Consider the following 26,492-nt stretch of genomic DNA (forward strand, 5'->3'; position numbering starts at 1 on the left):
CGCCCTGAAAAGAGGAAAACGAAACAGCTTGCGGGCCAGGGCGTCGCTGTAATTTTACGCGTGCCACACGCACACGCTTTCAAATTCGCTGTAGCGCCATAAGGACCCGGCGGGTTTGCAAGGGGCGCGTCAATAGCTCATCCAGGCGCTGGCGCAGCGATACCCGCAAGGCGGGCTCGATGCCCGGGTCATCGAAATCGGGGGGAGCTTCGTCCAAGCCGTAGCCCGACTCGTGAAGCAGTGTCCATTCGAAGCGGCGCAAGGCCCCTGCGGCGCGCGACCCGCTTGCCAACTGTTCAAGGGCTGCGTCATAGGCGTCGAACAAGGTGGGATGGGGGTCTTCCCGAGCCAAAAGGCGCAGCAGCAGCTCGTTCATGTACCAGGCCGACATCAGAGCCTTTCCGCCCAGGGGTCGTACACCGCCACTCTCGGCACGCACCAGGGTCTTGACGTCGCCGTTGCCGCTCCATGTCAGCATTAGGGGCTGGAAGGCCGCCAACACGGGCCGCAGAACCGAATAAGGCCTTTTGGCGCCCTTTGCCACCAACGCCACATTACCGTGATCACGCGTGAAGGTCTGGACGATTAAGGAAGTTTCCTTCCAATCGGTGGCGTGCAGCATATACCCTGCCGCGTCCTGGATGCGGCTACTGCGGCGGCCGCCTTGCCGGCTAGACGGCACACTACTCATATCCCAGTTCACGCAGGCTGGCGTCGCGGTCGGACCAGCCCTTGCGTACCTTGATGTAGACCTCAAGGTGCACAGGTTTTTCGAGCAGCGCCTGGATATCCTGCCGAGCCTCGGAGGCGATGCGCTTCATGTGCCCACCCCCTGCGCCAAGCAGAATGGGACGGTGGCTTTCGCGCTCGATGAGAATGCAGGCTGCGATACGTGCGCCCTCTTCGACTTCTTCCCACTGTTCAATGACGACGGTGCAGCCATAAGGAAGCTCGTCGCCGACGAGACGGAAAATCTTCTCGCGCAATAGCTCCGCGGCGATGAAGCGTACCGGACGGTCGGTGAGGGAGTCGGCCTCGAACATGGGCTCGCCCTCTGGCAGGCGGGCAGCAATTTCAGCCAGCAGGTTCTCGAGCTGTACGCCGCGTGCGGCACTGACTGGCACAACGGCCGAATAGGGGTGCAAGGCCATGATCTTGCTGACATACGGAAACATGGCGTTCTTGTCTTTGAGGGTATCGACCTTGTTGACGACCAGAATGGTATGGCCCTGATTGGGCAACAGCGGCAGCAACTGCTGGTCGCCGGCTGACCACTTGCCCGCCTCGACCACGTGCAGCACGACGTCGACCTCGGAAAGAGCCTGGGTTACCACCCGGTTCATCATGCGATTCATGGCGCCGCCATGGCGAGTCTGGAACCCGGGAGTATCCACGAACACGAACTGCTCGTTCTCGCGAGTCAGAATGCCGTGAATACGATGTCGCGTTGTCTGCGCCTTGCGCGACACGATGGAAATCTTGCTGCCGATCAGTGCGTTGGCCAGCGTCGATTTGCCCACGTTGGGACGGCCGACCACTGCAACAAACCCGCATCGGAATGGAGTGTTGCTCATTTGTTTTCCTGGGAAACCGCCACCGGCAACGACAACTGCGCAGACTTGCGCGCCTTGCCCCTGCCGGAAGCCTTGCCCAGACCCAGCGCCTGGGCGGCGGCAATGGCTTGGGTGGCGGCAAGCTGCTCGGCCGCACGGCGGCTGGAGCCGGCTGCCAGCACCTTGATATCGAGTGCGGGAATAGAGCACTCTACATCGAACATCTGGCTGTGGGCGGCGCCATGCGTGGCAACGACGTTGTAAGCGGGAAGATCAAGCTTGCGCCCCTGCAGAAGCTCTTGCAGCAGGGTCTTGGGGTCTTTACCCAATGTCTTGGGATCGACACCCTGAATGATGGGCATATAAAGTTTAGCGATGGTTTGCTGGGCCGCATCAAAGCCGGTATCGAGAAAGATCGCGCCGAATATGGCTTCAAGCGTATCGGCCAGGATGGATGGCCGACGAAAGCCCCCGCTTTTGAGCTCGCCCTCACCCAGGCGCAAGTACTGGGACAAGGAAAGCTTCTGAGCGATTTCGGCCAGCGAAGACTGCTTGACCAGGTTGGCGCGCAAGCGCGAAAGATCGCCCTCGTCGATTTTGGCAAAGCGCTTGTACAACATGGCGGCAACCACGAAATTAAGCACCGAATCACCCAGGAACTCGAGCCTTTCGTTGTGGCGGGCGCCATGACTGCGGTGCGTCAGGGCCTGCTCAAGCAAAGAAGCATCCTGGAACTGATAATCAAGAGCTGTTTCGAGGGTAGCCGTGCTAGCCATTACTTGAATCCACCGATTCGACTGGGTTCGCTGAAGTTCATCCAGATAAGGAAGGCCCTTCCGACAATGTTCTCTTCGGGCACGAAACCCCAATAACGGCTGTCGAGGCTGTTATCGCGGTTGTCGCCCATCATGAAGTAGTGGCCCTCGGGCACTTTGCAGCGTATGCCGTTGTGAAAATACTCGCAGTGGTTTCGATACGGAAAATCAGTGATAGGCATGTAATCTTGCGGCGCATGCCTGTTGAGCAGCAGGTAATGCTCGGTGGCGCCCAAGTCTTCAGTATAGCGCCCCACATAGACCGAACGATCAGGCTCGAAATAGTCTCCTGCCCGGGCCTGGGCGACAGGCTGCCCGTTGATAAACAGATTCTTGTCCTGATAGACCACTTCGTCGCCCGGCAGGCCCACCACCCGCTTGACGTAATCGATGTCGGTATCGACAGGGTAGCGAAACACCATGACATCGCCGCGCGCCGGCTCGCCCACGTCGATGATCTTCTTATCAATGACGGGCAGGCGTATGCCGTACTGAAACTTGTTCACCAGGATCAGGTCGCCGTTTTGCAAAGTGGGCAGCATGGAGCCCGACGGGATGCGGAACGGCTCGACCACAAAAGACCGCAACACGAATACGAACAGAATGACCGGAAAAAAGCTGACGCAGTATTCGATCCACCATGGCACACGGTGGGCATCGTCGTAGGCTTCCTGGCGCAGCTTGGCGGCCTCGAGCGTGCCCACCCCTGTCGGGTTGGCATCAAATACCGCCATCTGCGCCTGGGCGCGGCCCAGGCGTCTGGAGCGCAGAAAGAAGAAATCAAGCGCCCAAACCGCCCCGGTTATGACCAACAGCACAAAAAGTATTAGTGCGAAATCCCAGCTCATGCCAAGCTAATCCTATTATTTCTTTTATTTGTCTTCGACCTGCAAAATGGCCAGGAAAGCCTCTTGCGGTATCTCGACGTTGCCAACCTGCTTCATACGCTTCTTGCCCGCTTTCTGTTTCTCGAGCAGCTTCTTCTTGCGGGAAATATCCCCGCCATAGCATTTGGCCAAGACGTTTTTGCGCAGCGCCTTGATACTCTCGCGGGCGATGATGTCGGCGCCGATTGCGGCCTGGATGGCAATGTCGAACATCTGGCGAGGAATCAGGCTGCGCATCTTGCTGACCACCTCGCGGCCACGATATCGAGCATTGCTGCGATGGACCATCATGGATAGCGCATCGACCCGGTCGCCGTTGATGAGGACGTCTACCTTGACTACATCGGAAGGCTCGTACTGCTTGAACTCGTAATCCATGGATGCGTAGCCGCGCGACACGGATTTGAGCCGGTCGAAGAAATCGAGCACGATTTCGGCCAGGGGTATCTCGTAGACCAGGTGAACCTGCCTGCCGTGATAGCTCATGTTCTTTTGCACGCCACGCTTGGCCAGGGTCAGCGTCATTACCGGGCCGACGTATTCTTGCGGCATGAACAAGGTAAGTGTGACCATGGGCTCGCGAATCTCTTCGATCTGGCCAATTTCGGGCATGCGCGAGGGGCTTTCTATCATGACCACGGAACCATCGCGCAGTTCGACCTCGTAGACCACCGACGGCGCAGTGGTGATGATGTCCATGTCGAATTCACGCTCGAGGCGTTCCTGCACGATTTCCATGTGCAGCAGCCCCAGGAAACCGCAACGGAAGCCGAAACCCAAGGCCTGCGAAACTTCGGGCTCGAACATCAGGGACGAATCGTTGAGCTTGAGTTTTTCGAGCGAATCGCGCAATTGATCATATTCGCTGCTTTCGACGGGATAGACCCCGGCGAACACCTGCGGCTTGACCTCTTTGAAGCCGGGCAGCGCCTTATCAGCCGGCTTGCCCGCCAAGGTGAGGGTGTCACCGACCTTGGCGTGCTCCAGTTCCTTGATGCCCGTAATAACGAAGCCCACCTCGCCCGCGGAAAGCTTTTTTCGGGGTTCGGACTTGGGCGTGAACACGCCAAGCTGGTCGCAGGGATGCGTGGCCCCGCTGGCCATGAGCAGCACTTTATCCTTGACATTGAGCACACCGTTGACGATGCGCACCAGCATGATGACGCCGACGTAGTTGTCGAACCAAGAATCAATGATAAGCGCCTGCAAGGGTTTACCGGGATCGCCCACAGGGGCCGGCACCTTGGCCACGATGGCCTCGAGGATGTCATCCACGCCCATGCCGGTTTTGGCACTGGCGGGAATCGCCTCAGAGGCATCGATGCCGATAACGTCTTCAATCTCTTGGCTTGCGGCGTCGGGGTCGGCGGAAGCCAGGTCCATCTTGTTGAGCACCGGCAGTACTTCGACGCCAAGCTCGATGGCGGTATAGCAATTGGCGACAGTCTGAGCCTCGACCCCCTGGGAAGCATCCACGACCAGCAGGGCGCCCTCGCAAGCCGACAAAGAGCGGCTGACTTCGTACGAAAAGTCGACGTGGCCGGGCGTATCGATGAGGTTCAGGGCGTATACCTTTCCGTCGCGCGCCTTGTAGTTGAGCGAGGCGGTCTGGGCCTTGATGGTGATCCCCCTTTCGCGCTCGATATCCATGGAATCAAGCACCTGCATCGACATTTCTCGGTCGGCGAGGCCTCCACAGCGATGGATCAGCCTGTCGGCTAACGTCGACTTGCCGTGATCTATATGGGCAATGATGGAAAAATTGCGGATGTGATCCATAAACCTGCGAAAGCAACTCCGGAACGGAGCGATTGTGAAAAGGAAGCGCCAACGCGGCGATACGTAAAAAAGAGGAGCGCATCGGGCGCCCCTCTTGCTATTCCTGCATTTTAGCCGTTTTAGGCACGCTTTTTCCCGCCGGACCTTCCCAACGGAAAAATATCCGCCCACAGGAGGCAGCAAGCGGGCGTTTGCTCACGTTGCGTGGGGGCTGTTCTTTCCGCCGGGCCCTCCCGAGGGGAAAATACGCCCCCGGGAGGCGGCAAGCGAGCGTCAGCCCGCGTTGCCTGTGCGCCCTTTTTATTTTGCGGGCGTGACGGGCACCCATTGGGTCTGTCCGTCGCGCCACACGAGAACAGCGGCAGCCTTGTCCTTGTCCAGGCCTTTGACAACCTTGGCAAACTGCGAAACGCTGGAGATGTCCTCGTTGTTGACGGTAAGAATGATATCGCCGGGCACAATGCCTGCCGCTGCGCCCGGGCCTTGCACTTGTGACACCTGCACCCCGCCTTTTATGTCGGCCCTGTTGCGAAGGGCTTCGGGAACCTCGGCCACGATCAGGCCAAGGGCATCGGCCGTGGCTTCAGGCGCACTGGGGGATGGAGTGCTCGCGGTTTCAGTGGCCGAGGGCATTTCGCCCACCTTGACCTTCAGGGTCTGCGACTTGCCTTTGCGCCAGACCTCGAGGTTGGTTCGGGTGTCGGGTTTGGTTTCGCCGACGATGCGGGGCAGATCGGTCCAGTGCTTGATATCCTTGCCATCGAACTTGGTGATGACATCGCCCGATCGCACACCGGCGTCGGCCGCCGGACCGTCCGGGTCGACATTGCTGACCATGGCGCCGCGCGCGTCGCCCAGGCCGATCGCCTTGGCCACGTCTGGCGAAACCTGGCCGATCTGCACGCCGATGCGGCCGCGCGTAACCTTGCCATGCTCCTTGAGCTGCTCTACCACCCGCATCACTTCGTCAATGGGAATGGCCAGAGATATACCCATGAAGCCCCCGCTTTGAGAGATGATTTGCGAGTTGATGCCGACCACTTCACCCGCCAGGTTGATAAGCGGTCCGCCCGAGTTGCCCGGATTGACAGCAACATCAGTCTGGATGAAGGGCAGGTAGTCGCCGGTATCGCGATTGATGGCGCTGATGATTCCGGAGGTTACCGTCGAATCCAGCCCGAAGGGCGAACCGATGGCAAGCACCCATTGACCCTTTTTCAGCGCCTTGGAGTCGCCGATGGGCAGCGGCTGCAATCCCTTGACGTCGATCTTGATAAGGGCGATGTCGGTGCGCGGATCGGTGCCGATGATCTCGGCGGTATGCTCTTTGCCGTCGGTCATGGTGACGAAGATTCCATTGGCGCCTTCGACCACGTGGTTGTTCGTAAGAATGTAGCCATCGGCCGAAATGATGAAACCCGACCCTACCCCGCGCGGCACAATGCGCTCTTCCTGGTCTGTGGGAGGCGTATTGCGCCGGGGCGACGGCTGCATGCCAGGGGGCATGAAGTCGGGGCCGAAGAACCAGCGGAACATTTCATAGGGATCGTTGCCTCCTGGTCCGAGAGGTGAACGGCGCACCGGGACGGCTTCGGTGGTGCGTATATTGACCACAGAACCTTCAGACTTGGCGACGATTTCGGTGAAATCAGGCACGGACAGAACCGGAACCTGGGTCTGGGCGTTCGAGACCATGGAGGCACAGGCCATCAGGACAGCGATGGCCGCCAAGTGCAGGAAACGCCTGGCTTGATACATGGAAATGCATGCTGTACGCATCTTGTTTGACTCCTCGTACTTAAAATCTGAATCTATGGCTGGACACCGGCGGGCGGCACGTATTCGATGTGCTCGATCAGCTGATGCAAGGTGCCGACGGGAACTTCGCCGATCGCCGTCAACCAATGGTCGCCGATGCGCGCACCATAGATATTCATGGCGCCATTACGCGCCGGGCCTTTAGGCAACAGCCGCGAATCCATGGACGGCTGAAACTGTTCAATAAACACCGATATGGCTGCGAGCCCGTCGGAAAGCACCATCTGGATGACAGGCTTGCCGGATTTCATGGGGCGCGAGATTTGTGTGGTGTGTTCAAAACCAGGCGGCAACACGACCCGCCAACCCAGTTCGGCAACGTCAATGGCCTTGGTGGAGAATTCGATCTTGCGCCAGTTGCGAAGATCCCACGAGGTTTCGAGTTCGTTGGCCTGCACCGCAGCGCCCTGCTGCAACGACGTGAAGGCGATCTGGTTTACGACTTCACCCTGACTGTCGATGGTCTGGGCCTGGATCAACAGCTTGCTTTCAGGTTCGACGCAGAAGCGATAGCCGTAGCGCAGGCCGTCGCGCGGTTGAATCTCGGCCGGCATGCACTCGTAACCGGCGACTCGCTCGCGGGTTTCGCCCAGCCGCAGAACATAGTGAGAGTCCAGGTCATGACCTTCTCCGAGCAGCACGCCTGGGAAGCGGTCCATGCGGTGCTTCTCGACCAGAACGAGCTGTTTGGCCGGCACCAGGCATTGCACCGTATCGTTGTGCCGGATGAATTCCCGCGGTTCGCCGTCAAGAATGACCAGACGCTCGCGCTCGCCTGTGCCGTCGACCACATGCACGATGCGCGACGACTGCATGCTGGCGCCCTGCTGGTAAGTGAACACGCCGGAGTAATCTGAATTGCGGGCGGCCTGCTGGGTTTGCTGAAGAAATAACGTAACCTGGTCGGCGAGCGGCTCGGCGCCCCGTGCGGGGGCCGATGCGACACTCGCCAGCCATAGGAATGCCAGGCCCAGGCCGATCAGTGCTCGATCGCGCGCGACATGCCTGCCACCTCGAGACAGCAGCGGTACCCTGCAGGCCATCAACGGGAGGCTCCGCTGTCGAACGACACCTGCCGGATGGGGTTGGCTCCGGCGAACTGGCGATGCGCCTGGATGTAATCGTTGACCTGACCCTCGTCGGCTGCGGCCAGCACGGGTGTGCTTTCGGGGGCTTGACTAGAAAAATAAGGCAACGCGACCCAGATCACCGACGCAACCGCCGCGGCCACGGCCACTCCGGAGAGCCCAAGACGGGCTGCGGAGTAGCCTCTACGTTGCGGCGCAACAATGGCGGGCTCGGCGTCGATGGCCTTTGACACTCGAGCATAGAACAGATCGGAAGGCTTGATGGCGAGATCTTCGCTGCGCAAGACGTCACCGATCAGGTGGTAGGTATCCCACACCTGGCGACCGTATGGTGAATCGAGATCATCGGAACGAATTTCGCCGTCGCCGTCCATCCATTCGGATACGGTGCGGTCCCATGAATCAGTCTGGGCATCAAGTTTGACACCTTGCATTTGAATACTCCTTACCACCGACTTTCTGAGTCGGAGTCCAAAACAGGACGCAACTGCGCCGCGATGGCTTCCCGGGCGCGAAAGATACGTGAACGGACCGTGCCTATGGGACACTGCATGGTTTGAGCGATGTCCTCGTAGCTCATGCCCTCGATCTCACGCAGAATAATCGCGGTGCGCAGCTCTTCCGGCAACGCGCCGATGGCAGTATTGACCGTTTCGACGATCTGTCTGCTGGCCATCAGCGACTCCGGCGTGCTGATATCGGTTAGGTTGTCGATTTGACTAAAAGTTTCACCGTCTTCGGTCTCTATTACATTTGAAGCGCTGGGCCGCCTTGCGCTGGCCGCCTGCCAATTGCGCGCAGTGTTGATCGCGATACGATACAACCAGGTGTAAAAGGCGCTATCGCCTCGAAATTGCGGCAACGCCCGGTATGCCTTGATGAAAGCCTCTTGGGCGACGTCTTCGACGTCGCCGGGGTCGCGCAGCATGCGCGACAGCAAGCGCATGATCTTGCGCTGGTATTTAAGCACCAGCAGGTCAAAGGCCCTTTTATCGCCTTGCTGCACGCGAGCGACCAACTCGGCATCGACATCGCGTTCGCTCATTGGGCCTCCGTGCTGGGACTCAGCGGCCTGGCGCCACGCGATGCGAGCTGACGCAGGAGCCGCCAATCGTTTGATGATACCTCGCGGCGCCAAACGGTCAAATACAGGGGTTCGCCCGATACAGCCTCGAAAAACCTCAAGGTGGTCCAGACAGGACCGTGCCATACGTGTTCGAGAACCAGGATTTGCTGCGCCCCGTCCCGCTCGAGCCCCCAGCCGCCATCCCAGCCGGTGGAGTACAGCAGCCCCTTGGAACCGGCCTTGAAACGCCGCTTCGCCACAAGCCCGGCCAGCAATGAGGCAGCAAGGGCCGCCCACCAGGACACGGCGACATACAGGCAAGCCAGCGCCGCCAGGCCCAGGGCGCCGGCGAACCAGCGCACCCATAAGGCCTGTCGAACAGGCCAAGCGAATCGATGTGTCGACCGGGGGGACAGACCTAGACCCGCTTGACGATCATGGACCCGTTGGTGCCGCCGAATCCGAACGAGTTGGACAGGGCAAGGTCGATCTTGAGATCACGCGCCTGATTGGCGCAGTAGTCGAGATCGCACTCGGGGTCCTGATTGAAGATGTTGATGGTGGGCGGCGAAACCTGCCGATACACGGCCAGGGTTGTAAACACCGCTTCGATACCACCGGCCGCGCCCAGCAAGTGGCCGGTCATGGACTTGGTGGAATTGACAACCAGCTTGCGAGCGTGATCGCCGAAAGCGAGCTTGAGCGCTTCGGTTTCGTTTTTGTCGCCCAATGGCGTGGATGTGCCGTGGGCATTGACGTAGCTGATCTCTTCGGGGTTGATCTGGCCGTCGCGCAGCGCGTTGATCATGCCGCGGCAGGGGCCCTGTCGGTCGGGCGACGTAATGTGATGAGCATCGGAGCTCATGCCGTAGCCTACGAACTCGCCATAGATTCTGGCGCCGCGCTTGCGTGCGTGCTCGTATTCTTCGAGGACCAGCGCGCCGGCGCCCTCGCCCAGCACGAAGCCGTCACGGTCGACGTCCCAGGGACGCGAGGCGGTGGTGGGGTCGTCGTTGCGTGTGGACAGCGCCCGCATCGCGGCGAAGCCGCCGATGCCCAAGGGGGACACAGTAGATTCCGTGCCTCCGGCCACCATCACGTCGGCATCACCGTACTTGATGAGCCGCGCCGCATCGCCGATGGAATGCAGCCCCGTCGTGCAGGCCGACACGACGGCGTAGCTTGGCCCCTTGAGGCCCAGCATGATGGACAATTGCCCCGAGACGAGATTGATGAGCGAGGCGGGCACGAAGAACGGCGAAATGCGGCGCGGGCCACGTTCGAGGTAGTCGATTTGGGTTTCTTCGATGCGCGGCAGCCCGCCTATGCCCGAACCCACAATAACCCCAATACGATCAGCGTTCTCCTCGGTGATTTCGAGGCCGGAATCTTTCCAGGCTTGCGCTCCGGCAGCCACGCCGTAATGGATGAAGGTATCCATCTGCTTGGCTTCTTTGGCGGCCATGTAATGCGTAACGTCGAAATCTTTGACTTCACCCGCTATCTGCGCGTTGAAAGCCGAGGGATCGAAGCGCGTAATGCGCCCAATGCCCGAACGCCCGTTGACGATATTGTCCCAAGCGCTTTCGATACTGTTGCCCACAGGCGAGACAATACCAAGGCCGGTAATGACGACACGTCGTTTCACGGATGACTCCCTAAAATTGAAAGAGCGGTTCGAGGCAAACGTGGCAACGACGCCGGATCGGAAGACCGGACGCCACAGGCCTGTTTTCTAGGAACCGCCCTTTGGCCCGGCGCAACACGCCGCGGCCACAACTGATGATTGAATTACTGCTTGCTGTGCGAGTTGATATAGTCCATGGCTTGCTGAACCGTCGTGATCTTCTCTGCTTCCTCGTCGGGGATTTCGGTTTCGAATTCGTCTTCGAGTGCCATCACGAGCTCGACCATGTCGAGCGAATCGGCACCGAGGTCGTCAAGGAATGAAGATTCGTTCTTGATCTCGGCTTCGTTGACGCCAAGTTGTTCAGCGACGATCTTCTTGACGCGCTGTTCGATGCTTTCCATGCAGATCTCCAATTGGGAAAAAATCCCGCGAATTATAGCCAAACGTCTCGGTTAATGGGCGCCGGCCATGACAAAAAAATGGCATTTCCAATATTTGTGTAACTTGCACCGCTTGGGCGGGCCGCATCGGAAACACCTGTGAAATGAACAGATTTTACCCTGTTCGTCTGATTACATGTACATACCGCCGTTGACGTGCAAGGTAGTGCCCGTGATGTAGCCCGCCTGAGGGCTGGCCAGGAAGGCCACCGCATTGGCGATATCGGCGGCCGCGCCCAGGCGACCCAAGGGTATTTGAGTCAGCAAAGCGGCGGTCTGGGTCTCGTTCAGGGCACGTGTCATATCGGTTTCGATGAAACCCGGCGACACACAATTGACCGTAATGTTGCGGCTGCCCAGCTCGCGTGCCAAGGCGCGCGTCATGCCGGCGACGCCCGCCTTCGCGGCGGCATAGTTCGCCTGCCCCGGATTGCCGCTGGACCCGACGATGGACGTGATGTTGATGATGCGTCCGGCGCGGGCCTTCATCATGGTCTTGAGCACGGCACGAGAGAGGCGAAACACGGCGCTGAGATTGGTGTCCAGCACGGCGGTCCAGTCGTCGTCCTTCATGCGCATGGCCAGCGTATCGCGCGTGATGCCAGCGTTGTTGACCAGAATGTGCGGACCGCCATCGGCAGCCAGCTCGGCCACCAGCGCCTCGCAGGCAGGCGCGTCGTTTACGTCGAGCACCACACCGCGTCCGCCGGATGCAGACAGCATATCGGAAATGGTTTCGGCGCCCGCCGCGGATGTGGCGGTTCCGATAACCTGGGCGCCCCGCTCGGCCAGCTCGAGGGCGATCGCCTTGCCAATGCCGCGCGTCGCGCCGGTGACCAATGCGGTCTTGCCGCTGAGTTCTTGTTGCACGAGCCTACCCCTTCAAAGTTTCCAAAGTTGAACGCAGCGACTCGGGATCGCTGATCGACAGGCCGACCAGGTCACGGTCGATGCGTTTGAGCAGACCGCTCAAGACCTTGCCGGGCCCGCACTCGACTACATGCGTGACGCCCTGCGACTTCATGAATTGTATGGTTTCGACCCAGCGTACCGGATTCCAGGCCTGGCGCACCAATGCGTCTTTGATGGATGCGGCATTATTGGTGCTGGCCACATCGACGTTGTTGACCAGGGGCACGGCAGGCGGATTGAGCTCGATGCCTGCCAACGCTTCGGCCAGTTTGTCTGCGGCCGGCTTGAGCAAGCTGGAATGAAACGGCGCGGAAACCGGCAGCACCAGGGCGCGCTTGGCGCCGGCCTGCTTGGCAAGCTCGCAAGCGCGCTCGACGGCGGCCTTGTGGCCCGCGATGACGACCTGGGCGGGCGCGTTGTAGTTGACGGCCTCGACTATCTCGCCCTGGGCGGCGTCGGCGCATACTTGACGCACGGCGTCGTCATCCAGCCCCAGCACGGCAGCCATGCCGCCCTGCCCGACAGGCACGGCCTGTTGCATGGCATCTGCCCGGATGCGAACCAGCTTGACGGCATCAGCCAGTTCCAGCGAGCCGGCGGCGGTCAGGGCGGAGTATTCGCCCAGGCTATGGCCCGCGACCCAATGGGGCGTCATGCCACCGGCGGCTATCCAGGCTCGATACATGGCCACAGCCGATGCCAGCATAACCGGCTGCGTATTGGTGGTGAGGTTGAGTTCTTCGGCAGGGCCCCCGCTGATAAGGGACGACAAATCCTGCCCCAACGCCTTGCCGGCCTGCTCCAGCGTGCCGGATACGGTGGCATCTTGCGCCCAGGCATCGAGCATGCCGACCGCCTGGGACCCCTGCCCCGGGAAAACAAATGCAATCTTCATGGTTTTTATCTACTGCTGTGTTTACATTCTGGCCAGTACCGAGCCCCAGGTAAAACCGCCGCCGACGCCTTGCATCAGGACCAGATCTCCCTCTTTGATCCGGCCGTCGCGACGTGCGACATCAAGGGCCAGCGGCACGCTGGCCGCCGAGGTGTTGGCGTGTTTATCCAGTGTAATAATAACTTTTTCGGGTGCGATACCCAGCTTTCGACCCAGGAAATTAAGTATCCGCACATTGGCCTGATGAGGCACCATCCAGTCGATATCGTCCAGAGACACACCGGCCTTTTCACAGACATCCAGCGCCGACTGGTAAAGCGAATTGACAGCCAGCTTGAACACCGCCTGCCCATCCATGCGAAGGAAAGGGTCGCCGACAACCTGTCCGCCCACCACATTGCCGGCGGCGGACAGAATTCCCATATGGCTGCCATCGGCATGCAGCTTGGCGCCGATAATGCCGGGCTGCTCGGACTTTTGCAGCACCACGGCGCCCGCACCATCGCCGAACAATACACAGGTGCGCCGGTCATTCCAGTCGAGAATCGACGAGAACACTTCGGCGCCGATGACCAGAGCATTGCGGGCCTGGCCGGAACGGATGAAGGCGTCGGCTGTGGTAACGGCGTAAACAAAACCGCTGCAGACCGCCTGCACGTCAAACGCAGGGCAACCCTTGATATCGAGGTTGGCCTGAACCAAGCAGGCCGTACTGGGAAAGATGTAGTCCGGAGTGGAGGTGGCCACAATGATGAGATCAACGTCTTGCGGCGCCAGACCGGCGTCTTCCAGAGCGGCGCGTGCCGCTTCGGTGGCGAGCTTGCTGGAAGTCGTGCCGGCTTCGGCGATGTGGCGCTGGCGGATGCCGGTGCGCTCGACGATCCATTGATCCGAGGTCTCGACGTTACGCTGCGCCAGCTCGGCGGCCAGCTCGTCGTTCGAGACAGCGCGGGGCGGCAGGCAGGCGCCCGATCCAATGATCCTTGAGTAAGCCATATTCGATTCCATCAAGCGCCCGGCTGACCCGGGCCCGAAAGTTCGTGGGGGTTCTTCGCCGCCTGGTCGGCAGCAGCCTGCAAGCTTTGGCGAAGATGATCTACCGTGGCAGTGGTGCCGGCGAGCAATCCGTTGTGCACTGCTTCGCGCGCGCGAAGCAGTGCGTTGCTGAATGCATAGGCATCGGCCGACCCATGGCTTTTGATGACGATACCACGCAAGCCCAGCAAGGCGGCGCCATTGTAGCGGCGGTTGTCCACCTTGTCTCGAAAGCGGTTAAGAACCGGCTTGGCGATCAGGCCGGAGGCCATCGACAACATGTCGCGCTTGAACTCGGCATGCATCATCTGGCTGACCATGCGCGCCAGGCCCTCAATGGACTTGAGCACGACATTGCCGACAAAGCCGTCGCACACGATAACATCCACGGTGCCCTTGCATATGTCGTCGCCCTCGACGTTGCCGTAAAAATTAAGCCCGCTGCCGCGCAACAATTCGGCTGCCTGCTTGACAACCTCATTGCCCTTGATGACTTCTTCACCGATATTGAGCAGGCCAACCGTGGGCCGCTCGCGGCCATACAGCGCGGTGACAAGGGCAGTGCCCATAATGGCGAATTGCAGCAGATGCTCGGCCGTGCAATCGACATTGGCGCCCAGGTCGAGCATGGTCGTCGCCCCACCCTTTTGGTTAGGGATGGACGTGGCGATGGCCGGACGATCGATGCCGTCCAGTGTCTTGAGCACGTAGCGCGATATCGCCATCCAGGCGCCCGTATTGCCGGCCGAAACGCAGGCATCCGCCCTGCCTTCCTTGACGGACTGCACGGCCACCCGCATGGACGAATCTTTTTTACGACGCAGCGCCACCTCGACCGTGTCGTCCATGGTGACGACCTCGGACGCGGGCAGCAGTTCGAACCAATCGTTACGCGTACAGCCCAGCCCTGAGAGCTGAGACTGAATGGCCGCCGTATCGCCTGTAAGCAGGAATCGGGTATCCGGATGGCGTTGGGCCACCTGGTACGCGGCGGCTACCGTTACCGGCAAACCGACGTCTCCCCCCATGCAATCGATGGCGATACGTATCGGAGCTGTCGACATTAAGCGCGCAAGCTAGCGAAAGATCGCACGAACTGCGTGGATTATTCGTCGTTTTTGGTTTTCAGCACTTTGCGGCCACGATAGAAGCCGTTGGGGCTGATATGGTGGCGCAGGTGGAGCTCACCCGTGGTGGGCTCGATCGCCGTGGGAGGCGTGCCCAGGGAATCGTGCGAACGATGCATGCCGCGCTTGGACGGACTTTTCTTGTTTTGCTGAACAGCCATGGTGACTCCTAAGACGGGGCGCCACTACTGGCGTGTTTCCCGCAAAAAATAAAATTAAATCAATTCTGGTCTTTCTTGAGCTTTTCCAGCGCCGCGAACGGCGATGGGCGCGCTGCTTCTTCGTCCGGCTGATCGGCAGGCTCCGGCCCGCCAGGCAAAGAAGTACAAACATCGTGCTTGGGCACCGAAGGCAGGCTCAGGATAAGCTCGTCTTCGATGAGTTCCAGCACGTCAAACTTAGGCGAGCCGACAATACGCTCGGTCTCGTCGTCGTCTTCGAGCTCGGTGGGGCTCCGCACGACCTCGAGACGGTTCTCGACCCGCAATGGCAACACAAAGGGCTGCAAACAGCGCTGGCACTCCAGCGTAACCTCGGCGTGCGCACGTACTTCGATGAACCGCCTTCCGGCAGTTGTGCCCTCGCCCTGCAAGGACCACTGCACTTGGGAATCCGCTTGCGGCGGCAAACCCTCGATCAGGCGCGAAAACCCGGAAAGAGCACGCCGGCCCGACACCTGCCTGGGCTGCGTCGGGTTGCGGCCTGAACCTTCAGGGGCGGCAAGCGCAAAAAGGTCGACAACTTCGCGGCTCATGATTGCCTCTTTACCTTTTGTTCCTGTTACCCACGTTCTCGGTTTCCAGTTTTGTCGGTTTCCCGCAATTTCGGCTTCCCGATTTTACGGTTCGCCGATTTTTCTGGATACACGTCCGTTCCTGTTACTCTTTCAATTCAAGCGCATAGCTTTGCCCTGCACTTGCTTTTCTACTGCGTTTTTCTGCGATCGCTACTCCGTTTCCCGCAAGCTTCGCTATATAGAGTAAAAGAGCGCGCCGGGCAAAAAATCGCACTAAAAAACACACCAAGAAAGTAAGTGGGCTAAAAAACCAACGCTAAGAAAACATTAGATAATAACGCTTTCCAGCTCTTCCAGTCAAACCAATTGCCGTCAAATCACGACACCATGCGCCTCATTCTCGCATCCAGCTCACGTTACCGCCACGAAATGCTTTCGCGGCTGAACATCTCATTTGAAACCGTCTCGCCCGACGTGGACGAAACGCCACTATCCGGCGAGACGCCCGCTGAACTGTCCATGCGGCTTTCGCGCGCCAAGGCAGAGGCGGTTTGCGCGCAGCACCCCGGCGCCGTGGTAATCGGCTCGGATCAAGTGGCCACCTTTGACGGCGAACCCATCGGCAAGCCAGGCAGCCTCGAGCGGGCCCGCGAGCAGTTGCGGATGCTTAGCGGGCGCACCGTGGAGTTTCACAGCGCCTTGTGCGTGCACGACGGAAACCGCCATGAAGTTGAAGACATCATCACGCGCTGCGAGTTTCTTGTCTTATCGGATGCGCAGATCGATGTGTATCTGCACCGCGAAAAACCCTTCGACACCGCCGGCAGCGCCAAGGCCGAGGGCCTGGGCATAGCACTGATGCGTGCCGTACACAGCGACGACCCCACCGCCATCATAGGGCTGCCTCTTATTGCCCTTAGCCGCATGTTACGCTCTTTTGGTATTGATCCCATTACACACGGCACATGAAAACCAACGGAACATTGCATCTCATTCCCGTGGGCCTGGGCGATGCGCCCGTTGCCGCCTGGCTGCCACCCGCCGTGCAGGAGCTTGCCGGCCGGCTCACGACCTACATCGCTGAAAACGCCAAGACGGCCCGGGCTTTCTTGAAGCTGATTGGTGCCGTCGCGCCGCTACAGGAAATTACCATCCATACCCTCGGGCCCAAGACCGACGCACAGGAAATCCGTACATGGCTGGCCGATGTCGCCCGCGGCGCAGAGATCGGCCTGGTCTCCGAAGCCGGCTGCCCCGCTGTGGCCGACCCTGGCGCCAAGGTCGTGGCCCTGGCCCATGAAATGGGTATACAAGTTGCGCCTTGGGTCGGCCCCTCGTCGATTTTGCTGGCGCTGATGGCCAGCGGCCTGGATGGCCAGCGGTTTACTTTTCACGGCTACGCGCCAGTCGACGCCGCCGCGCGCAGCAAGACGCTAAAACAGTGGGAAGCCGAGTCGCGCAAGCACAGCCAGAGCCAATTACTCATCGAAACGCCCTACCGCAACGATGCGATGTTCAAGGCCCTGCTTCAGTCGCTTAGTGGTCGGACCCGGCTTTGTGTGGCTCGCTCGCTCACAACCAGCGAGGAATGGATACGTACCCACACGATCGAACACTGGAAAACCCTGCCGGCGCCGGAGCTGAACAAAAAGCCGGCCATATTTCTGTTTCTGGCCGGTTGACCCGCCGGCCGCAAGCACAATGGAAAGCTTCACGCTTGGTCATTTCACCCGCTACTTGCTTGCCGGACGCCCCCTGCGCACCGCCAGGCGGCTTTGCGGCTTTTTCCTGCCGGCCCTGCTGGCAGCCTGCGCCGGAGCTCCCCACGAACCACCGGCGCTTAAAATAGACCGCAGCGTTCAGGCCCAAAGCCAGAACAGCCGGGTCGAACTTATCGTGCTGCACTACACGTCGGCATCGAACGAGCGCTCGCTAGAGCTTCTGTCTCGCCGCAATGTCAGCAGCCACTACCTCATTACCGACGAGCCGGAGCCCCATGTCTACCAGCTTGTGGACGAATCCCGGCGGGCCTGGCACGCGGGCGTCAGCCAGTGGTACGGCAGCGCCGGAATAAACGCCGCTTCGATCGGCATAGAGATCGTGAATCCGGGCGGAGCGGGCACAGAATGGGCGCCGTATCCAGAAGCGCAGATCGAGACTTTGATCCTGCTGATGACAGGCATCGTGCAGCGCCATCAGATCAAGGCTCATAACATCGTCGGACACAGCGACATCGCGCCACAGCGCAAGGTCGATCCGGGCCCGCTTTTCCCATGGAAACGCCTGGCCGCCGCCGGTCTGGCTCGCTGGTACGATGAAGACAAAGCCGCCGGGTATCGCCGCGAATTCGAACGCAAGGGCCTGCCGGATACGGCCTGGATACAAAGAGAGCTTGATCGTGTGGGCTACGAGGCTCCCCGCCATGGCAAGCTGGATAAAGCGACCCGAAACGTGATCAGGGCGTTCCAGATGCGTTATCGGCCCCGGCTTTACGACGGCAACCCGGACGCTGAAACATTGGGCATACTCCGAAGCCTTCCTTAAACAACAGGCCATGCGCCCTAAGGCGCCCGACTGACGCGCGGCATTAACCGCAGCAGCAGCAATACCGCCACCACAGCCGCGTATACATAAACTTCGCCAAAGTCGTTCTTGCCTGCACGCACCAGCCAGAAATGCCAGACCGACAATATGGCAATAGCGTAGATGGTTCTGTGCAGCGCATGCCAGTTGGCGCCAAGACGGCTCATCCACCCCCGTGTCGACGTCCATGCCAAGGCCGCCATGGGCGCCACCGCCACCACCCCTATTGCAATAAAGGGGCGCTGCATGAAGTCGTCCCACATGGCCGGCGCCGACCACCCCATTTCCCACCATGCCCATGCCAGCACGTGCAAGACGGTATAGAAAAAAGCGAACAGGCCAAGCATGCGACGGCACCGAAGCAGCGCTGGCTGGCCCAGGTAGTGTCGCAAGGGGCTGACCGCCAAAGTAAGGCAAAGGGCCACAAGGGCCCAGACTCCCGAGGAACGAATCAGAAATTCGGGCGGATTGGCGCTTAGCCCATCGTTCAGGCCCAGCCATATCCAGCGAATCATGGGAAACAGCCCGGCCAAGAACAGCAAAGGCTTGAACCGCCCCACCTGGCGCGCGGTCCAGCGCGTGGCAATGCCGCCATGCGGCTCTGAGCCGGCGTTTTTGCCGGCGCCCCTGCGTCGGCCTGCCGTCTTGTCCACCGGTTCGTCGCGCTTCATAGCCTGCCTGCCCAGTCGCTCATTAAAGCCTCCGCCACAGTTGCCTGACCGGTTTCAATAGCTGTGTCGCAGATCCATGCCCTGATATAGGGAAGCAACCTGCTCGGCGTAGCCATTGAACAACAGCGTCTTGTCGCGCGAAGCGAAAACTCCCGCGCCAATACGCCTTTCGGTCGCCTGGCTCCAGCGAGGATGCGGTACGTCCGGGTTGACATTGGCATAGAAGCCATATTCCTGCGGAGCCACCCTGACCCAGCTCGTCACAGGCTGTTCGCGGGTGAAACGGATGCGGACAATGGACTTGCCTGACTTGAATCCGTACTTCCAGGGGATGGCGACCCGTAGGGGCGCACCATTGGCAGTGGGCAAGGGCTTGCCATAAACGCCGAACACCAGAAGGGTCAAGGGGTGCACGGCCTCATCCAGCCGCAAAGCCTCCCTGTACGGCCAGTCGAGTATGCGGCTGCGCAGGCCCGGCATGGCTTCGGGCTGCATCGCCGTGGTGAATTCCACGAATTTGGCGTTGGAGGTCGGCTCGACCGCCTTGATCAGGCTTGCCAGCGGGTAACCCAGCCAAGGAATGACCATCGACCAGGCCTCCACGCAACGCAGTCGATAGACGCGCTCTTGCATGGGCGCCAAACGCAGGAGGTCGTCCAGATCGAATTCGCGGGGCCTGGCCACTTCGCCCTCGACGGACACAGTCCAGGGTCGGGACTTGAAGTTGCCCCCATGGCGGGACGGGTCGCTTTTGCCCGTGCCGAATTCGTAATAATTGTTGTAGGTGGAGACGTCGCGCTCCGGGGTCAGCGGATCATCCAGATCGTAGGCGGGATTGCGCGCTGCTTTCCAAAGATCGGCGTTATCGGAATCTGCAGCCTGCATGCTGGTGGCAGCGCTACCGCCCGGCGCAAGCCCCGCCAGGCCCAACCCGGCGGTGGCCACACCCGCCCGCAATAACCATTGCCGTCGTTCGCGCCAGACATCTTCGGGCGTGATCTGCGAAGAGGGAATCGGCGGAATACGTATTTTGGCCATGGTGATCTCCTGATAAAGGTGAATCGGCCGGGCGTGTCGCTAACTGGAAGGCACGACACGGTCGTTAAGCCAGGCGCGCATCTGCTCGACGCTGTCGACCATGGCCAGCGGCTGGCCCGCGCTCAGCGCCTCGGCATCTTGAGCGCCGTAGGTAACCGCAAGCCCGTCAATGCCGGCGTTTCGAGCCATCTGCATGTCGTGGCAGGTATCGCCGACCATCAGCACCTCGTGCGGCGCCAAGTACAACTCGTCGAGGATTTCCAGCAACATGCCCGGATGGGGCTTGCCGAATGTCTCGTCGGCGCAACGAGTAATGTCGAAGTGTCCGTGCATGCCGCTTTGGGTCAGGACACGGTCAAGGCCCGCCCGGCTCTTGCCCGTGGCAACGCCCAGCAAGGCCCCCTGGACACGCAGGGATTCCAGCATCTCGGCCATGCCGTCGAACAAGGGTAAATCGCCGTCCTGACTAAAGTAATGGTTGCGATAGCAGTTCTGGAAATCTTCGAGCTTATCGGCGGTGAGAGTAGGCACCACGTGATACAAGGCGCTTTCAAGTGACAGGCCGATCACCCAGCTAGCCTGTCGATCATCGGGTACGGGCAAGTTCAGGTCGACGCACGCCCCTTGTATCGACGCCACGATCGCACGGGTCGAATCCATGACCGTTCCATCCCAATCAAAGACCACGGCGCGATAACTCTTCATGTTTGCTCCAGACAGGCAAGAATGCCCCGACACGCGTCGGGCAGATCGGCGTGCAGCCTGAGCGTGCCGCCGGTAAGAGGGTGAGGGATTTCCAGGTGATGGGCATGCAGGAACATGCGATTCAATCCCATGCGGGCGAAGTGAGCGCGCACTTCGTCCGGCCCGTATTTGTCGTCTCCAATGATGGGATACCCCGCGGCGGCCAAATGCACCCGTATCTGATGCGTCCGTCCGGTGCGCAACTCGGCGTCCAGCAAGGAATACTGGCCGAACCGCTTTTGCAAAGTGATGATAGTGTGCGCCGGTTTGCCGGCAGGGTCCACCTTCACCCGCCGTTCGCCCGAAGCGGTAAGCCATTTCAGCAGCGGAGCACGAAGGTGCTGCCGGTCGTTTACCCAATCGCCCCTGACCAGCGCAAGATAATGCTTGCGCCCTGCGCCCTCACGCAACATCTGATGCAATGCAATCAGGGATGACCTTTTCTTGGCGACCATCAAAAGGCCGGAGGTTTCGCGGTCGAGACGATGGGCCAGCTCGAGCATGGTATTGGGCCGCGCGGCCCGCAACTGCTCGATGACGCCGAACGACACCCCGCTGCCGCCATGCACCGCCACACCGGCCGGCTTATTCACAACAAGCATGGCGTCGTCTTCGTAGACCACAGGGAACGCCGCCGGGGGAACCGGGCGCGCCTCGCCCGGCGCGGGTAATCGTAAAGGCGGCACCCGCAGCATGTCGCCCTGCTGCAAGCGATAGTCGGCTGTGACGCGGCCTTTATTGATCCGCACCTGCCCACTGCGTATTGCTTTGTATAAATGGCTTTTTGGCACGCCCTTGCAAACGCGTATCAAAAAGTTGTCCAGGCGCTGGCCTGCCTGGTCTATATCGATTTCAAACATCCGCACGCTGGGCGCCGGAGGGGTACTGGATTCAGTTTTGCGCATATATGGAAAAGCGGCATATAATCAGGGCAGCCTATAGAGGCTGAAACCACCCCTGACGTAGAGATGCAATGGATGCGTCTCCGTCGGTTGCAAGAACCCATTGTACTGCCTGTGTTTTCAACCTCTGGGCCATAAGGTCGCCGGGGCGATGCCTGTTGCAACAATGGCGGGGCAAGATGCCAGCCAGAAGTTCCAGGTTCCGCCTGCCGCGTGCGGCGCTGTAGTCTTGCAAGCTAAGATCATCGTTTTATGCACCAGCCGCACCTACAAACCGTGCGTCTGCCGTTCTCCAGCAATTTTTTTCGTCAACCACTATCGTGATCCTGACCTCCCTGCTGACCGAACAGCGTGCCCGCTGGCACGCCGTGCCTGCCTAACGACACCGGCAGGCGCTGTAGTGTTCGAGCCAGCCCTGCCCCCAGCCGCAAGATTTTGCGCAGCACACCGAGTGGCCCGCGGTCGTGCGCCGATAACCGGCGCGCCATGACTACGGAGAAATACACTCATGAAACGCATGTTGTTCAATGCAACGCATCAAGAAGAATTACGCGTTGCCATTGTCGACGGTCAGAAACTCATCGACCTCGACATCGAATCCGCCGGGCGCGAACAGCGCAAAGGCAATATCTATAAAGGGGTCATCACCCGCATCGAACCTGGTCTCGAAGCCTGCTTCGTCAGCTACGGTGAAGAGCGCCATGGCTTCCTGCCTTTCAAGGAAATCGCCCGCAGCTACTTCAAAGAAGGCGTCGATGTACGCACTGCGCGTATCCAGGATGCTCTGTCTGAAGGGCAAGAGCTTATTGTCCAGGTCGAAAAAGAAGAGCGCGGCAACAAGGGCGCCGCCCTGACCACCTTTATTTCGTTGGCGGGCCGCTACCTGGTGCTGATGCCCAACAATCCCCGCGGCGGCGGTGTATCGCGCCGCGTCGAGGGTGAAGATCGCCAAGAGCTGCGCGAAGCCATGGATCAGCTCAATACGCCCCAGGGCATGAGCATCATTGCCCGCACCGCGGGCATCGGCCGCAGCGTCGAAGAATTGCAGTGGGACCTTTCCTATCTGGAACAGCTCTGGAACGCCATTGATGCGGCGGCCCGCGACAACGCAGCGCCCATTCTCATCTATCTCGAATCCAGCCTGGTCATCCGCGCCATCCGCGACTATTTCTCGCCCGAAATCGGCGAGATCCTGATCGATACCGACGAAATCGCCGAGCAAGCCACCGCCTTCATGAGCGTGGTAATGCCCGACAACGTTCAGCGCGTCAAAGTGTATCGCGACGACGTTCCCCTGTTCTCGCGCTTCCAGATCGAACACCAGATAGAAACCGCCTATTCGCGCACCATTCAGTTGCCGTCGGGCGGCTCGGTCGTTATCGATCATACCGAAGCCCTGGTGGCCATCGACGTCAACTCCGCCCGCTCCACTCGCGGCGCCGACATCGAAGAAACCGCCCTGCGCACCAACCTCGAAGCCGCCGACGAAGTCGCGCGCCAGTTGCGCCTGCGCGACCTGGGCGGTCTGATCGTCATCGACTTCATCGACATGGAAGACGGCAAAAACCAGCGTGCCGTCGAACACCGTCTGCGGGATGCGCTGCGTTTTGATCGCGCCCGGGTGCAAATGGGCAAGATATCCCGCTTCGGCCTGATGGAGCTCTCGCGTCAGCGCCTGCGTCCCGCCCTGAACGAAGGCTCGCACATCACCTGCCCGCGTTGCACCGGCACCGGCGTCATCCGTGATGCTGAATCCAGCGCGCTGCACGTGCTGCGCTTGCTGCAAGAAGAAGCCATGAAGGAAAACACGGCAGCCCTGCATGCTCAGGTGCCGGTCGACGTGGCCACCTTCCTGCTCAACGAGAAGCGCAACGACATTACCAAGATCGAATCCCGCCTCAAGGTCTCCCTGGTTCTCATACCGAACAAGAACCTCGAGACGCCGCATCATCACATTGAACGCCTGCGCCACGACGACCCCCGTCTCGAGGCCGGCGAAACCAGCTTCGATCTGGTACAGAGCCCACCCGACGAGTCACTAAGCTGGACGACACAGAACGGCGAAGAGGCCAAGGCGCGCCCCGAGGCGCTGGTCAAGGGCATAACCCCTGCCCAGCCCGCCCCGGGCGCCTCGGCCCCCGCCGTCCAGCCGGCCGCCATCACAACCCAACGCCGAAGCTGGCTCTCTCGCGTGATAGCTTGGCTGACCGGCGCCAACGCCTCCACGCAGCCCCAGGTCGAATCCAAGGCTCAGTCGGAAGAAAAACAGGCTTCAGCTACCCGACGTAAAGGCGGCCGTCCAGGCGAACGCCGCGAACGGACCCACGACGAACGCTCCCGCTCACGCCGGGGCGGTGGCGGCCGAAGCGAAGCAGGCCGCGCAGACGCCGCCCGCAACGCCGAAGCCGATGGCGAACAACGCCAGGCACGTGGCCAGCGGCGGGGCGCGGGCAATCGCGGCGACAAGGCCGTAGCCGAGCAGGACATCCAGACGGCACCGGGCGTCGAAACCACGGACAACACCGAAAACACGTCGAACCGCAGCGGGCGCGGACGCCGTGGCCGTGGACGCAATCGTCGTGACGACACCGCTACCGAAACAACACTCGAAACCACAGCGGCAACCGTCGCGGCGGCAAGCGGCGACCAGCCTGCCGATGCCACGCAGCAACCTTCGCATGACGACGACACTACACCGACTGTAGCCGCTTCCGTACCGGGCGCCGACGCCGAACAAGGCGATCCCGAGCGCAAGCGTCGCCGTCGCCGCAGCCGTCGAGGCCGTCGCTCCGGCGACGGTCAGGTCGAGGCATCTGATGCCCAGCAGACAGAGTCCGGTCTTGCCGCTGCTTCTGCTGTACCGCAGCCCGAATCGGACCAATCCGAAGCAGACCGCGCAGCTCCTGCCCAGTCGTCCACAGCTCCTGCGCACGCCGCCGCTGCCGGCCAGCAGCCCCCCGTTGACCCAGCAGCCACGGCTGCCGAGCTAGCGCCGGCAGACATCTCGCCAGCGCAGGTCGAAGCGGCTCCGGCTCAAGCTGCCGCCCCAACGGCCGTCGAAACGGCTTCGGCTCAGCAGACTCCCGACGAGTCGATCGAAACCGCCGGCCAAACCATGGCATCGGACGACACGCCGGATGCGGTAGAAACGATGCCGGCCAGCGCCGACGCACCGGTGCATGCCCAGGTCGAAACGATCATAATCGATGAAGGGCAAGCTGAAACCGCCACACCGGACGAAGCAGTTGAGCCTGTGGAAACCGGCGCCACGACTGCTATTGCGGTAGCCGCGCCAAGTGCTGTAGTCGCTGTTTCCGAACCGATTGCACAAGCGGCTGGCGCCGAAGTGCGCACAGAAGACCCGGCCCGCCCTGATGCTGCCAAGGTTAATGGCAGCGCCACGGCAGATGGCGCGGACAGCAGCGGCCCGGTCACCCAGACGTCACAGGGCAACGGCACGGCCGCACCTCGCGCAAGCTCCCTCGACGAAGCCATTCGCGCCGCTGGGATGCAACTGATCGAGACCCGCTCAAATGCGCCCGCCCCTGCGCCGGAGCCTGTTGAGCGTCTGGGACGCGCCCGCAAGGCCGCCCCCATGGTGGCCGACGAACCGCTGCAGCAGGTCGAGACCCGCAATTAAGACCGGCACACACCTGGCTGGCAAGAACCCACAACCGGGTTACACCAGCCAGGTTAACCCACGCAGCAATATCGCCTGTTGAAAACGCGGCAACGCCCTGTTTTCAAACGTTAAAAAACCCCAAACAGGGCTTCCTCTGTTTGGGGTTTTTTTCGCCTGGGCCCATAGGCTCTGGCTGCTGCCTGTGCAACCACCTGCACGATTACAACCGTGCCGGTTGTCGCCTGAGGCGAGCTATTCGGCTTTGGCGATACTGTCCGCCGACTGGCGCATCAGCAAAGCCAGCAGGTGTGCAATTTCGTCCCGCATTTCGCGGCGATCGATCACCATGTCGATGGCTCCCTTGTCGAGCAGGAACTCTGCCCGCTGAAAGCCTTCCGGCAGTTTTTCGCGTACGGTCTGCTCGATGACTCGCGGCCCGGCAAAGCCAATGAGGGCTTTGGGCTCGGCAATAACCACATCACCCAGGAAAGCGAAGCTGGCGGACACGCCACCCATGGTGGGATCGGTCAATACACTGATGAAAGGCAGGCCGGCGTCGGAGAGCCGGGTAAGCATAGCGTTGGTCTTGGCCATTTGCATCAGCGAGAACAGGCTTTCCTGCATGCGCGCCCCACCCGAGGCGGCCACGCATATGAATGGGGTGCGGTTCTTGATGGCTTCCTGGACACCGCGCACGAAGCGCTCGCCCACCACCGACCCCATGGAGCCGCCCATGAACGCGAACTCGAAGCACGACAGTACGACCGGAAGCGACCGAATACTGCCGCTCATGGTAACCATGGCTTCAGACTCGCCAGTCTGCTTGGTGGCTTCGACCACGCGCTCGGGATATTTGCGTGTGTCCTTGAATTTAAGAGGATCGACAGGCCGGGTGTTTTGCCCGATCTCGACGCGGCCTTCCAGGTCGAGCAAGGCGTCGATACGAGCCCGCGCCCCGATGCGCATATGGTGACTGCAATTGGGGCAGACGTTAAGTGTTGCCTGAAGGTCTTCTTTGTACAGCACTGTTTCACAGCCGGGGCATTTGACCCACAAGCCCTCGGGCACCCGGCGTGTACCGCTGTCGTTGCGGTTGATCCGGGGCGGCAGAATTTTCTCGATCCAGCTCATTGAGTATCCCTGATGAATTT

Annotated in this window: 27 protein-coding genes; 4 read left to right on the plus strand and 23 right to left on the minus strand. The window is 60.5% G+C overall.

From position 1 onward, the window contains the following. Positions 1–79: 79 nt before the first annotated feature. The 18 genes from recO to ACIY1O_RS06915 all read right to left on the minus strand — a co-directional run bounded on the left by recO (position 80) and on the right by ACIY1O_RS06915 (position 15,799). Positions 80–691: a DNA repair protein RecO gene (recO, locus tag ACIY1O_RS06830; RefSeq protein WP_397474340.1), complete on the minus strand. Its 612-nt coding sequence runs from the start codon at positions 689–691 to the stop codon at positions 80–82. Further along, entirely contained in the window at positions 684–1,574 is an 891-nt protein-coding gene (era, locus tag ACIY1O_RS06835) for a GTPase Era (protein ID WP_397474341.1), read from the minus strand. The genes recO and era overlap by 8 nt, the downstream gene beginning before the upstream one ends. Next, positions 1,571–2,329, minus strand: a complete 759-nt coding sequence (gene rnc / locus ACIY1O_RS06840; protein WP_397474342.1) for a ribonuclease III — start codon at positions 2,327–2,329, stop codon at positions 1,571–1,573. Before rnc ends, era begins: the two co-directional genes overlap by 4 nt. After that, positions 2,329–3,216, minus strand: a complete 888-nt coding sequence (gene lepB, locus ACIY1O_RS06845) for a signal peptidase I (RefSeq protein ID WP_397474343.1) — start codon at positions 3,214–3,216, stop codon at positions 2,329–2,331. Before lepB ends, rnc begins: the two co-directional genes overlap by 1 nt. 24 nt (positions 3,217–3,240) lie before the next feature. Next, on the minus strand, positions 3,241–5,034 hold the full coding sequence (lepA, locus tag ACIY1O_RS06850; RefSeq protein ID WP_397474344.1) for a translation elongation factor 4: 1,794 nt from the start codon (positions 5,032–5,034) through the stop codon (positions 3,241–3,243). Positions 5,035–5,334: 300 nt separating this feature from the next. Next, complete coding sequence (locus ACIY1O_RS06855) at positions 5,335–6,813, minus strand: DegQ family serine endoprotease (RefSeq protein ID WP_397474345.1); 1,479 nt, start codon at positions 6,811–6,813, stop codon at positions 5,335–5,337. A gap of 32 nt (positions 6,814–6,845) precedes the next feature. Beyond that, a complete protein-coding gene (locus ACIY1O_RS06860) occupies positions 6,846–7,895 on the minus strand; it encodes a MucB/RseB C-terminal domain-containing protein (protein WP_397474346.1) in 1,050 nt (349 codons plus the stop codon). Beyond that, complete coding sequence (locus ACIY1O_RS06865) at positions 7,895–8,374, minus strand: sigma-E factor negative regulatory protein (protein WP_397474347.1); 480 nt, start codon at positions 8,372–8,374, stop codon at positions 7,895–7,897. The genes ACIY1O_RS06860 and ACIY1O_RS06865 overlap by 1 nt, the downstream gene beginning before the upstream one ends. A gap of 11 nt (positions 8,375–8,385) precedes the next feature. Beyond that, on the minus strand, positions 8,386–8,985 hold the full coding sequence (gene rpoE / locus ACIY1O_RS06870; protein WP_397474348.1) for an RNA polymerase sigma factor RpoE: 600 nt from the start codon (positions 8,983–8,985) through the stop codon (positions 8,386–8,388). After that, positions 8,982–9,368: a hypothetical protein gene (locus ACIY1O_RS06875; RefSeq protein ID WP_397474349.1), complete on the minus strand. Its 387-nt coding sequence runs from the start codon at positions 9,366–9,368 to the stop codon at positions 8,982–8,984. Before ACIY1O_RS06875 ends, rpoE begins: the two co-directional genes overlap by 4 nt. Before the next feature lie 56 nt (positions 9,369–9,424). Continuing rightward, positions 9,425–10,654, minus strand: coding sequence for a beta-ketoacyl-ACP synthase II (gene fabF / locus ACIY1O_RS06880; protein ID WP_397474350.1), 1,230 nt, complete (start codon positions 10,652–10,654; stop codon positions 9,425–9,427). 143 nt (positions 10,655–10,797) lie between these two features. After that, on the minus strand, positions 10,798–11,037 hold the full coding sequence (gene acpP / locus ACIY1O_RS06885) for an acyl carrier protein (RefSeq protein WP_017524526.1): 240 nt from the start codon (positions 11,035–11,037) through the stop codon (positions 10,798–10,800). A 171-nt stretch (positions 11,038–11,208) separates the two neighbouring features. Next, entirely contained in the window at positions 11,209–11,946 is a 738-nt protein-coding gene (fabG, locus tag ACIY1O_RS06890) for a 3-oxoacyl-ACP reductase FabG (protein ID WP_397474351.1), read from the minus strand. 4 nt (positions 11,947–11,950) lie between these two features. Next, positions 11,951–12,883: an ACP S-malonyltransferase gene (fabD, locus tag ACIY1O_RS06895; protein ID WP_397474352.1), complete on the minus strand. Its 933-nt coding sequence runs from the start codon at positions 12,881–12,883 to the stop codon at positions 11,951–11,953. Positions 12,884–12,904: 21 nt separating this feature from the next. Beyond that, complete coding sequence (locus tag ACIY1O_RS06900) at positions 12,905–13,891, minus strand: beta-ketoacyl-ACP synthase III (RefSeq protein WP_397474353.1); 987 nt, start codon at positions 13,889–13,891, stop codon at positions 12,905–12,907. After that, positions 13,891–14,982 (minus strand): phosphate acyltransferase PlsX, encoded by a 1,092-nt coding sequence (gene plsX / locus ACIY1O_RS06905; RefSeq protein ID WP_397474354.1) that lies wholly within the window; start codon positions 14,980–14,982, stop codon positions 13,891–13,893. The genes ACIY1O_RS06900 and plsX overlap by 1 nt, the downstream gene beginning before the upstream one ends. A 41-nt stretch (positions 14,983–15,023) precedes the next feature. Then, positions 15,024–15,206 (minus strand): 50S ribosomal protein L32, encoded by a 183-nt coding sequence (gene rpmF, locus ACIY1O_RS06910; RefSeq protein WP_118994579.1) that lies wholly within the window; start codon positions 15,204–15,206, stop codon positions 15,024–15,026. Between the two features lie 59 nt (positions 15,207–15,265). Next, the gene (locus tag ACIY1O_RS06915; RefSeq protein WP_397474355.1) at positions 15,266–15,799 is read right to left on the minus strand and encodes a YceD family protein; all 534 of its coding nucleotides are present in this window, start codon (positions 15,797–15,799) and stop codon (positions 15,266–15,268) included. A gap of 369 nt (positions 15,800–16,168) precedes the next feature. Here ACIY1O_RS06915 and ACIY1O_RS06920 point away from each other — a divergent pair, with 369 nt between their 5' ends. From ACIY1O_RS06920 to ACIY1O_RS06930, 3 genes are read left to right on the plus strand one after another with little or no spacing between them, the layout of a single operon-like run. Next, positions 16,169–16,750 (plus strand): Maf-like protein, encoded by a 582-nt coding sequence (locus tag ACIY1O_RS06920; protein ID WP_397474356.1) that lies wholly within the window; start codon positions 16,169–16,171, stop codon positions 16,748–16,750. Further along, positions 16,747–17,463, plus strand: coding sequence for an SAM-dependent methyltransferase (locus ACIY1O_RS06925; RefSeq protein ID WP_397474357.1), 717 nt, complete (start codon positions 16,747–16,749; stop codon positions 17,461–17,463). The genes ACIY1O_RS06920 and ACIY1O_RS06925 overlap by 4 nt, the downstream gene beginning before the upstream one ends. A gap of 19 nt (positions 17,464–17,482) precedes the next feature. Continuing rightward, positions 17,483–18,325: an N-acetylmuramoyl-L-alanine amidase gene (locus ACIY1O_RS06930; RefSeq protein ID WP_397474358.1), complete on the plus strand. Its 843-nt coding sequence runs from the start codon at positions 17,483–17,485 to the stop codon at positions 18,323–18,325. Between the two features lie 17 nt (positions 18,326–18,342). Here ACIY1O_RS06930 and ACIY1O_RS06935 read toward each other — a convergent pair whose 3' ends face one another. From ACIY1O_RS06935 to ACIY1O_RS06950, 4 genes are read right to left on the minus strand one after another with little or no spacing between them, the layout of a single operon-like run. Next, positions 18,343–19,035 carry a protein-methionine-sulfoxide reductase heme-binding subunit MsrQ gene (locus tag ACIY1O_RS06935; RefSeq protein ID WP_397474359.1) on the minus strand — a complete coding sequence of 231 codons (693 nt, stop codon included), beginning with the start codon at positions 19,033–19,035 and terminating at the stop codon, positions 18,343–18,345. A gap of 54 nt (positions 19,036–19,089) precedes the next feature. Continuing rightward, a complete protein-coding gene (msrP, locus tag ACIY1O_RS06940) occupies positions 19,090–20,073 on the minus strand; it encodes a protein-methionine-sulfoxide reductase catalytic subunit MsrP (RefSeq protein WP_397474360.1) in 984 nt (327 codons plus the stop codon). Positions 20,074–20,112: 39 nt separating this feature from the next. Continuing rightward, a complete protein-coding gene (locus ACIY1O_RS06945; protein WP_397474361.1) occupies positions 20,113–20,778 on the minus strand; it encodes an HAD-IA family hydrolase in 666 nt (221 codons plus the stop codon). Beyond that, positions 20,775–21,722 (minus strand): RluA family pseudouridine synthase, encoded by a 948-nt coding sequence (locus ACIY1O_RS06950; protein ID WP_397474362.1) that lies wholly within the window; start codon positions 21,720–21,722, stop codon positions 20,775–20,777. Before ACIY1O_RS06950 ends, ACIY1O_RS06945 begins: the two co-directional genes overlap by 4 nt. A gap of 505 nt (positions 21,723–22,227) precedes the next feature. On the opposite strand from ACIY1O_RS06950, the gene ACIY1O_RS06955 reads away from it, so the two are divergent. Next, positions 22,228–25,359 (plus strand): Rne/Rng family ribonuclease, encoded by a 3,132-nt coding sequence (locus ACIY1O_RS06955; RefSeq protein WP_397474363.1) that lies wholly within the window; start codon positions 22,228–22,230, stop codon positions 25,357–25,359. Positions 25,360–25,593: 234 nt separating this feature from the next. On the opposite strand, the gene accD is transcribed toward ACIY1O_RS06955, so the two are convergent. After that, positions 25,594–26,472, minus strand: a complete 879-nt coding sequence (accD, locus tag ACIY1O_RS06960) for an acetyl-CoA carboxylase, carboxyltransferase subunit beta (RefSeq protein WP_397474364.1) — start codon at positions 26,470–26,472, stop codon at positions 25,594–25,596. Between the last annotated feature and the right edge of the window lie 20 nt (positions 26,473–26,492).

It is taken from the genome of Pusillimonas sp. (assembly GCF_044464525.1).
GTDB lineage: Bacteria > Pseudomonadota > Gammaproteobacteria > Burkholderiales > Burkholderiaceae_B > Pusillimonas.

What these genes read in the sequence shown, in the direction of transcription:
- recO (WP_397474340.1), bottom strand. Translation starts at nt 691, where the DNA reads ATGAGTAGTGTGCCGTCTAGCCGGCAAGGCGGCCGCCGCAGTAGCCGC.
- era (WP_397474341.1), bottom strand. Translation starts at nt 1,574, where the DNA reads ATGAGCAACACTCCATTCCGATGCGGGTTTGTTGCAGTGGTCGGCCGT.
- rnc (WP_397474342.1), bottom strand. Translation starts at nt 2,329, where the DNA reads ATGGCTAGCACGGCTACCCTCGAAACAGCTCTTGATTATCAGTTCCAG.
- lepB (WP_397474343.1), bottom strand. Translation starts at nt 3,216, where the DNA reads ATGAGCTGGGATTTCGCACTAATACTTTTTGTGCTGTTGGTCATAACC.
- lepA (WP_397474344.1), bottom strand. Translation starts at nt 5,034, where the DNA reads ATGGATCACATCCGCAATTTTTCCATCATTGCCCATATAGATCACGGC.
- ACIY1O_RS06855 (WP_397474345.1), bottom strand. Translation starts at nt 6,813, where the DNA reads ATGCGTACAGCATGCATTTCCATGTATCAAGCCAGGCGTTTCCTGCAC.
- ACIY1O_RS06860 (WP_397474346.1), bottom strand. Translation starts at nt 7,895, where the DNA reads ATGGCCTGCAGGGTACCGCTGCTGTCTCGAGGTGGCAGGCATGTCGCG.
- ACIY1O_RS06865 (WP_397474347.1), bottom strand. Translation starts at nt 8,374, where the DNA reads ATGCAAGGTGTCAAACTTGATGCCCAGACTGATTCATGGGACCGCACC.
- rpoE (WP_397474348.1), bottom strand. Translation starts at nt 8,985, where the DNA reads ATGAGCGAACGCGATGTCGATGCCGAGTTGGTCGCTCGCGTGCAGCAA.
- acpP (WP_017524526.1), bottom strand. Translation starts at nt 11,037, where the DNA reads ATGGAAAGCATCGAACAGCGCGTCAAGAAGATCGTCGCTGAACAACTT.
- fabD (WP_397474352.1), bottom strand. Translation starts at nt 12,883, where the DNA reads ATGAAGATTGCATTTGTTTTCCCGGGGCAGGGGTCCCAGGCGGTCGGC.
- ACIY1O_RS06900 (WP_397474353.1), bottom strand. Translation starts at nt 13,891, where the DNA reads ATGGAATCGAATATGGCTTACTCAAGGATCATTGGATCGGGCGCCTGC.
- plsX (WP_397474354.1), bottom strand. Translation starts at nt 14,982, where the DNA reads ATGTCGACAGCTCCGATACGTATCGCCATCGATTGCATGGGGGGAGAC.
- rpmF (WP_118994579.1), bottom strand. Translation starts at nt 15,206, where the DNA reads ATGGCTGTTCAGCAAAACAAGAAAAGTCCGTCCAAGCGCGGCATGCAT.
- ACIY1O_RS06915 (WP_397474355.1), bottom strand. Translation starts at nt 15,799, where the DNA reads ATGAGCCGCGAAGTTGTCGACCTTTTTGCGCTTGCCGCCCCTGAAGGT.
- ACIY1O_RS06920 (WP_397474356.1), top strand. Translation starts at nt 16,169, where the DNA reads ATGCGCCTCATTCTCGCATCCAGCTCACGTTACCGCCACGAAATGCTT.
- ACIY1O_RS06925 (WP_397474357.1), top strand. Translation starts at nt 16,747, where the DNA reads ATGAAAACCAACGGAACATTGCATCTCATTCCCGTGGGCCTGGGCGAT.
- ACIY1O_RS06930 (WP_397474358.1), top strand. Translation starts at nt 17,483, where the DNA reads ATGGAAAGCTTCACGCTTGGTCATTTCACCCGCTACTTGCTTGCCGGA.
- ACIY1O_RS06935 (WP_397474359.1), bottom strand. Translation starts at nt 19,035, where the DNA reads ATGAAGCGCGACGAACCGGTGGACAAGACGGCAGGCCGACGCAGGGGC.
- msrP (WP_397474360.1), bottom strand. Translation starts at nt 20,073, where the DNA reads ATGGCCAAAATACGTATTCCGCCGATTCCCTCTTCGCAGATCACGCCC.
- ACIY1O_RS06945 (WP_397474361.1), bottom strand. Translation starts at nt 20,778, where the DNA reads ATGAAGAGTTATCGCGCCGTGGTCTTTGATTGGGATGGAACGGTCATG.
- ACIY1O_RS06950 (WP_397474362.1), bottom strand. Translation starts at nt 21,722, where the DNA reads ATGCGCAAAACTGAATCCAGTACCCCTCCGGCGCCCAGCGTGCGGATG.
- ACIY1O_RS06955 (WP_397474363.1), top strand. Translation starts at nt 22,228, where the DNA reads ATGAAACGCATGTTGTTCAATGCAACGCATCAAGAAGAATTACGCGTT.
- accD (WP_397474364.1), bottom strand. Translation starts at nt 26,472, where the DNA reads ATGAGCTGGATCGAGAAAATTCTGCCGCCCCGGATCAACCGCAACGAC.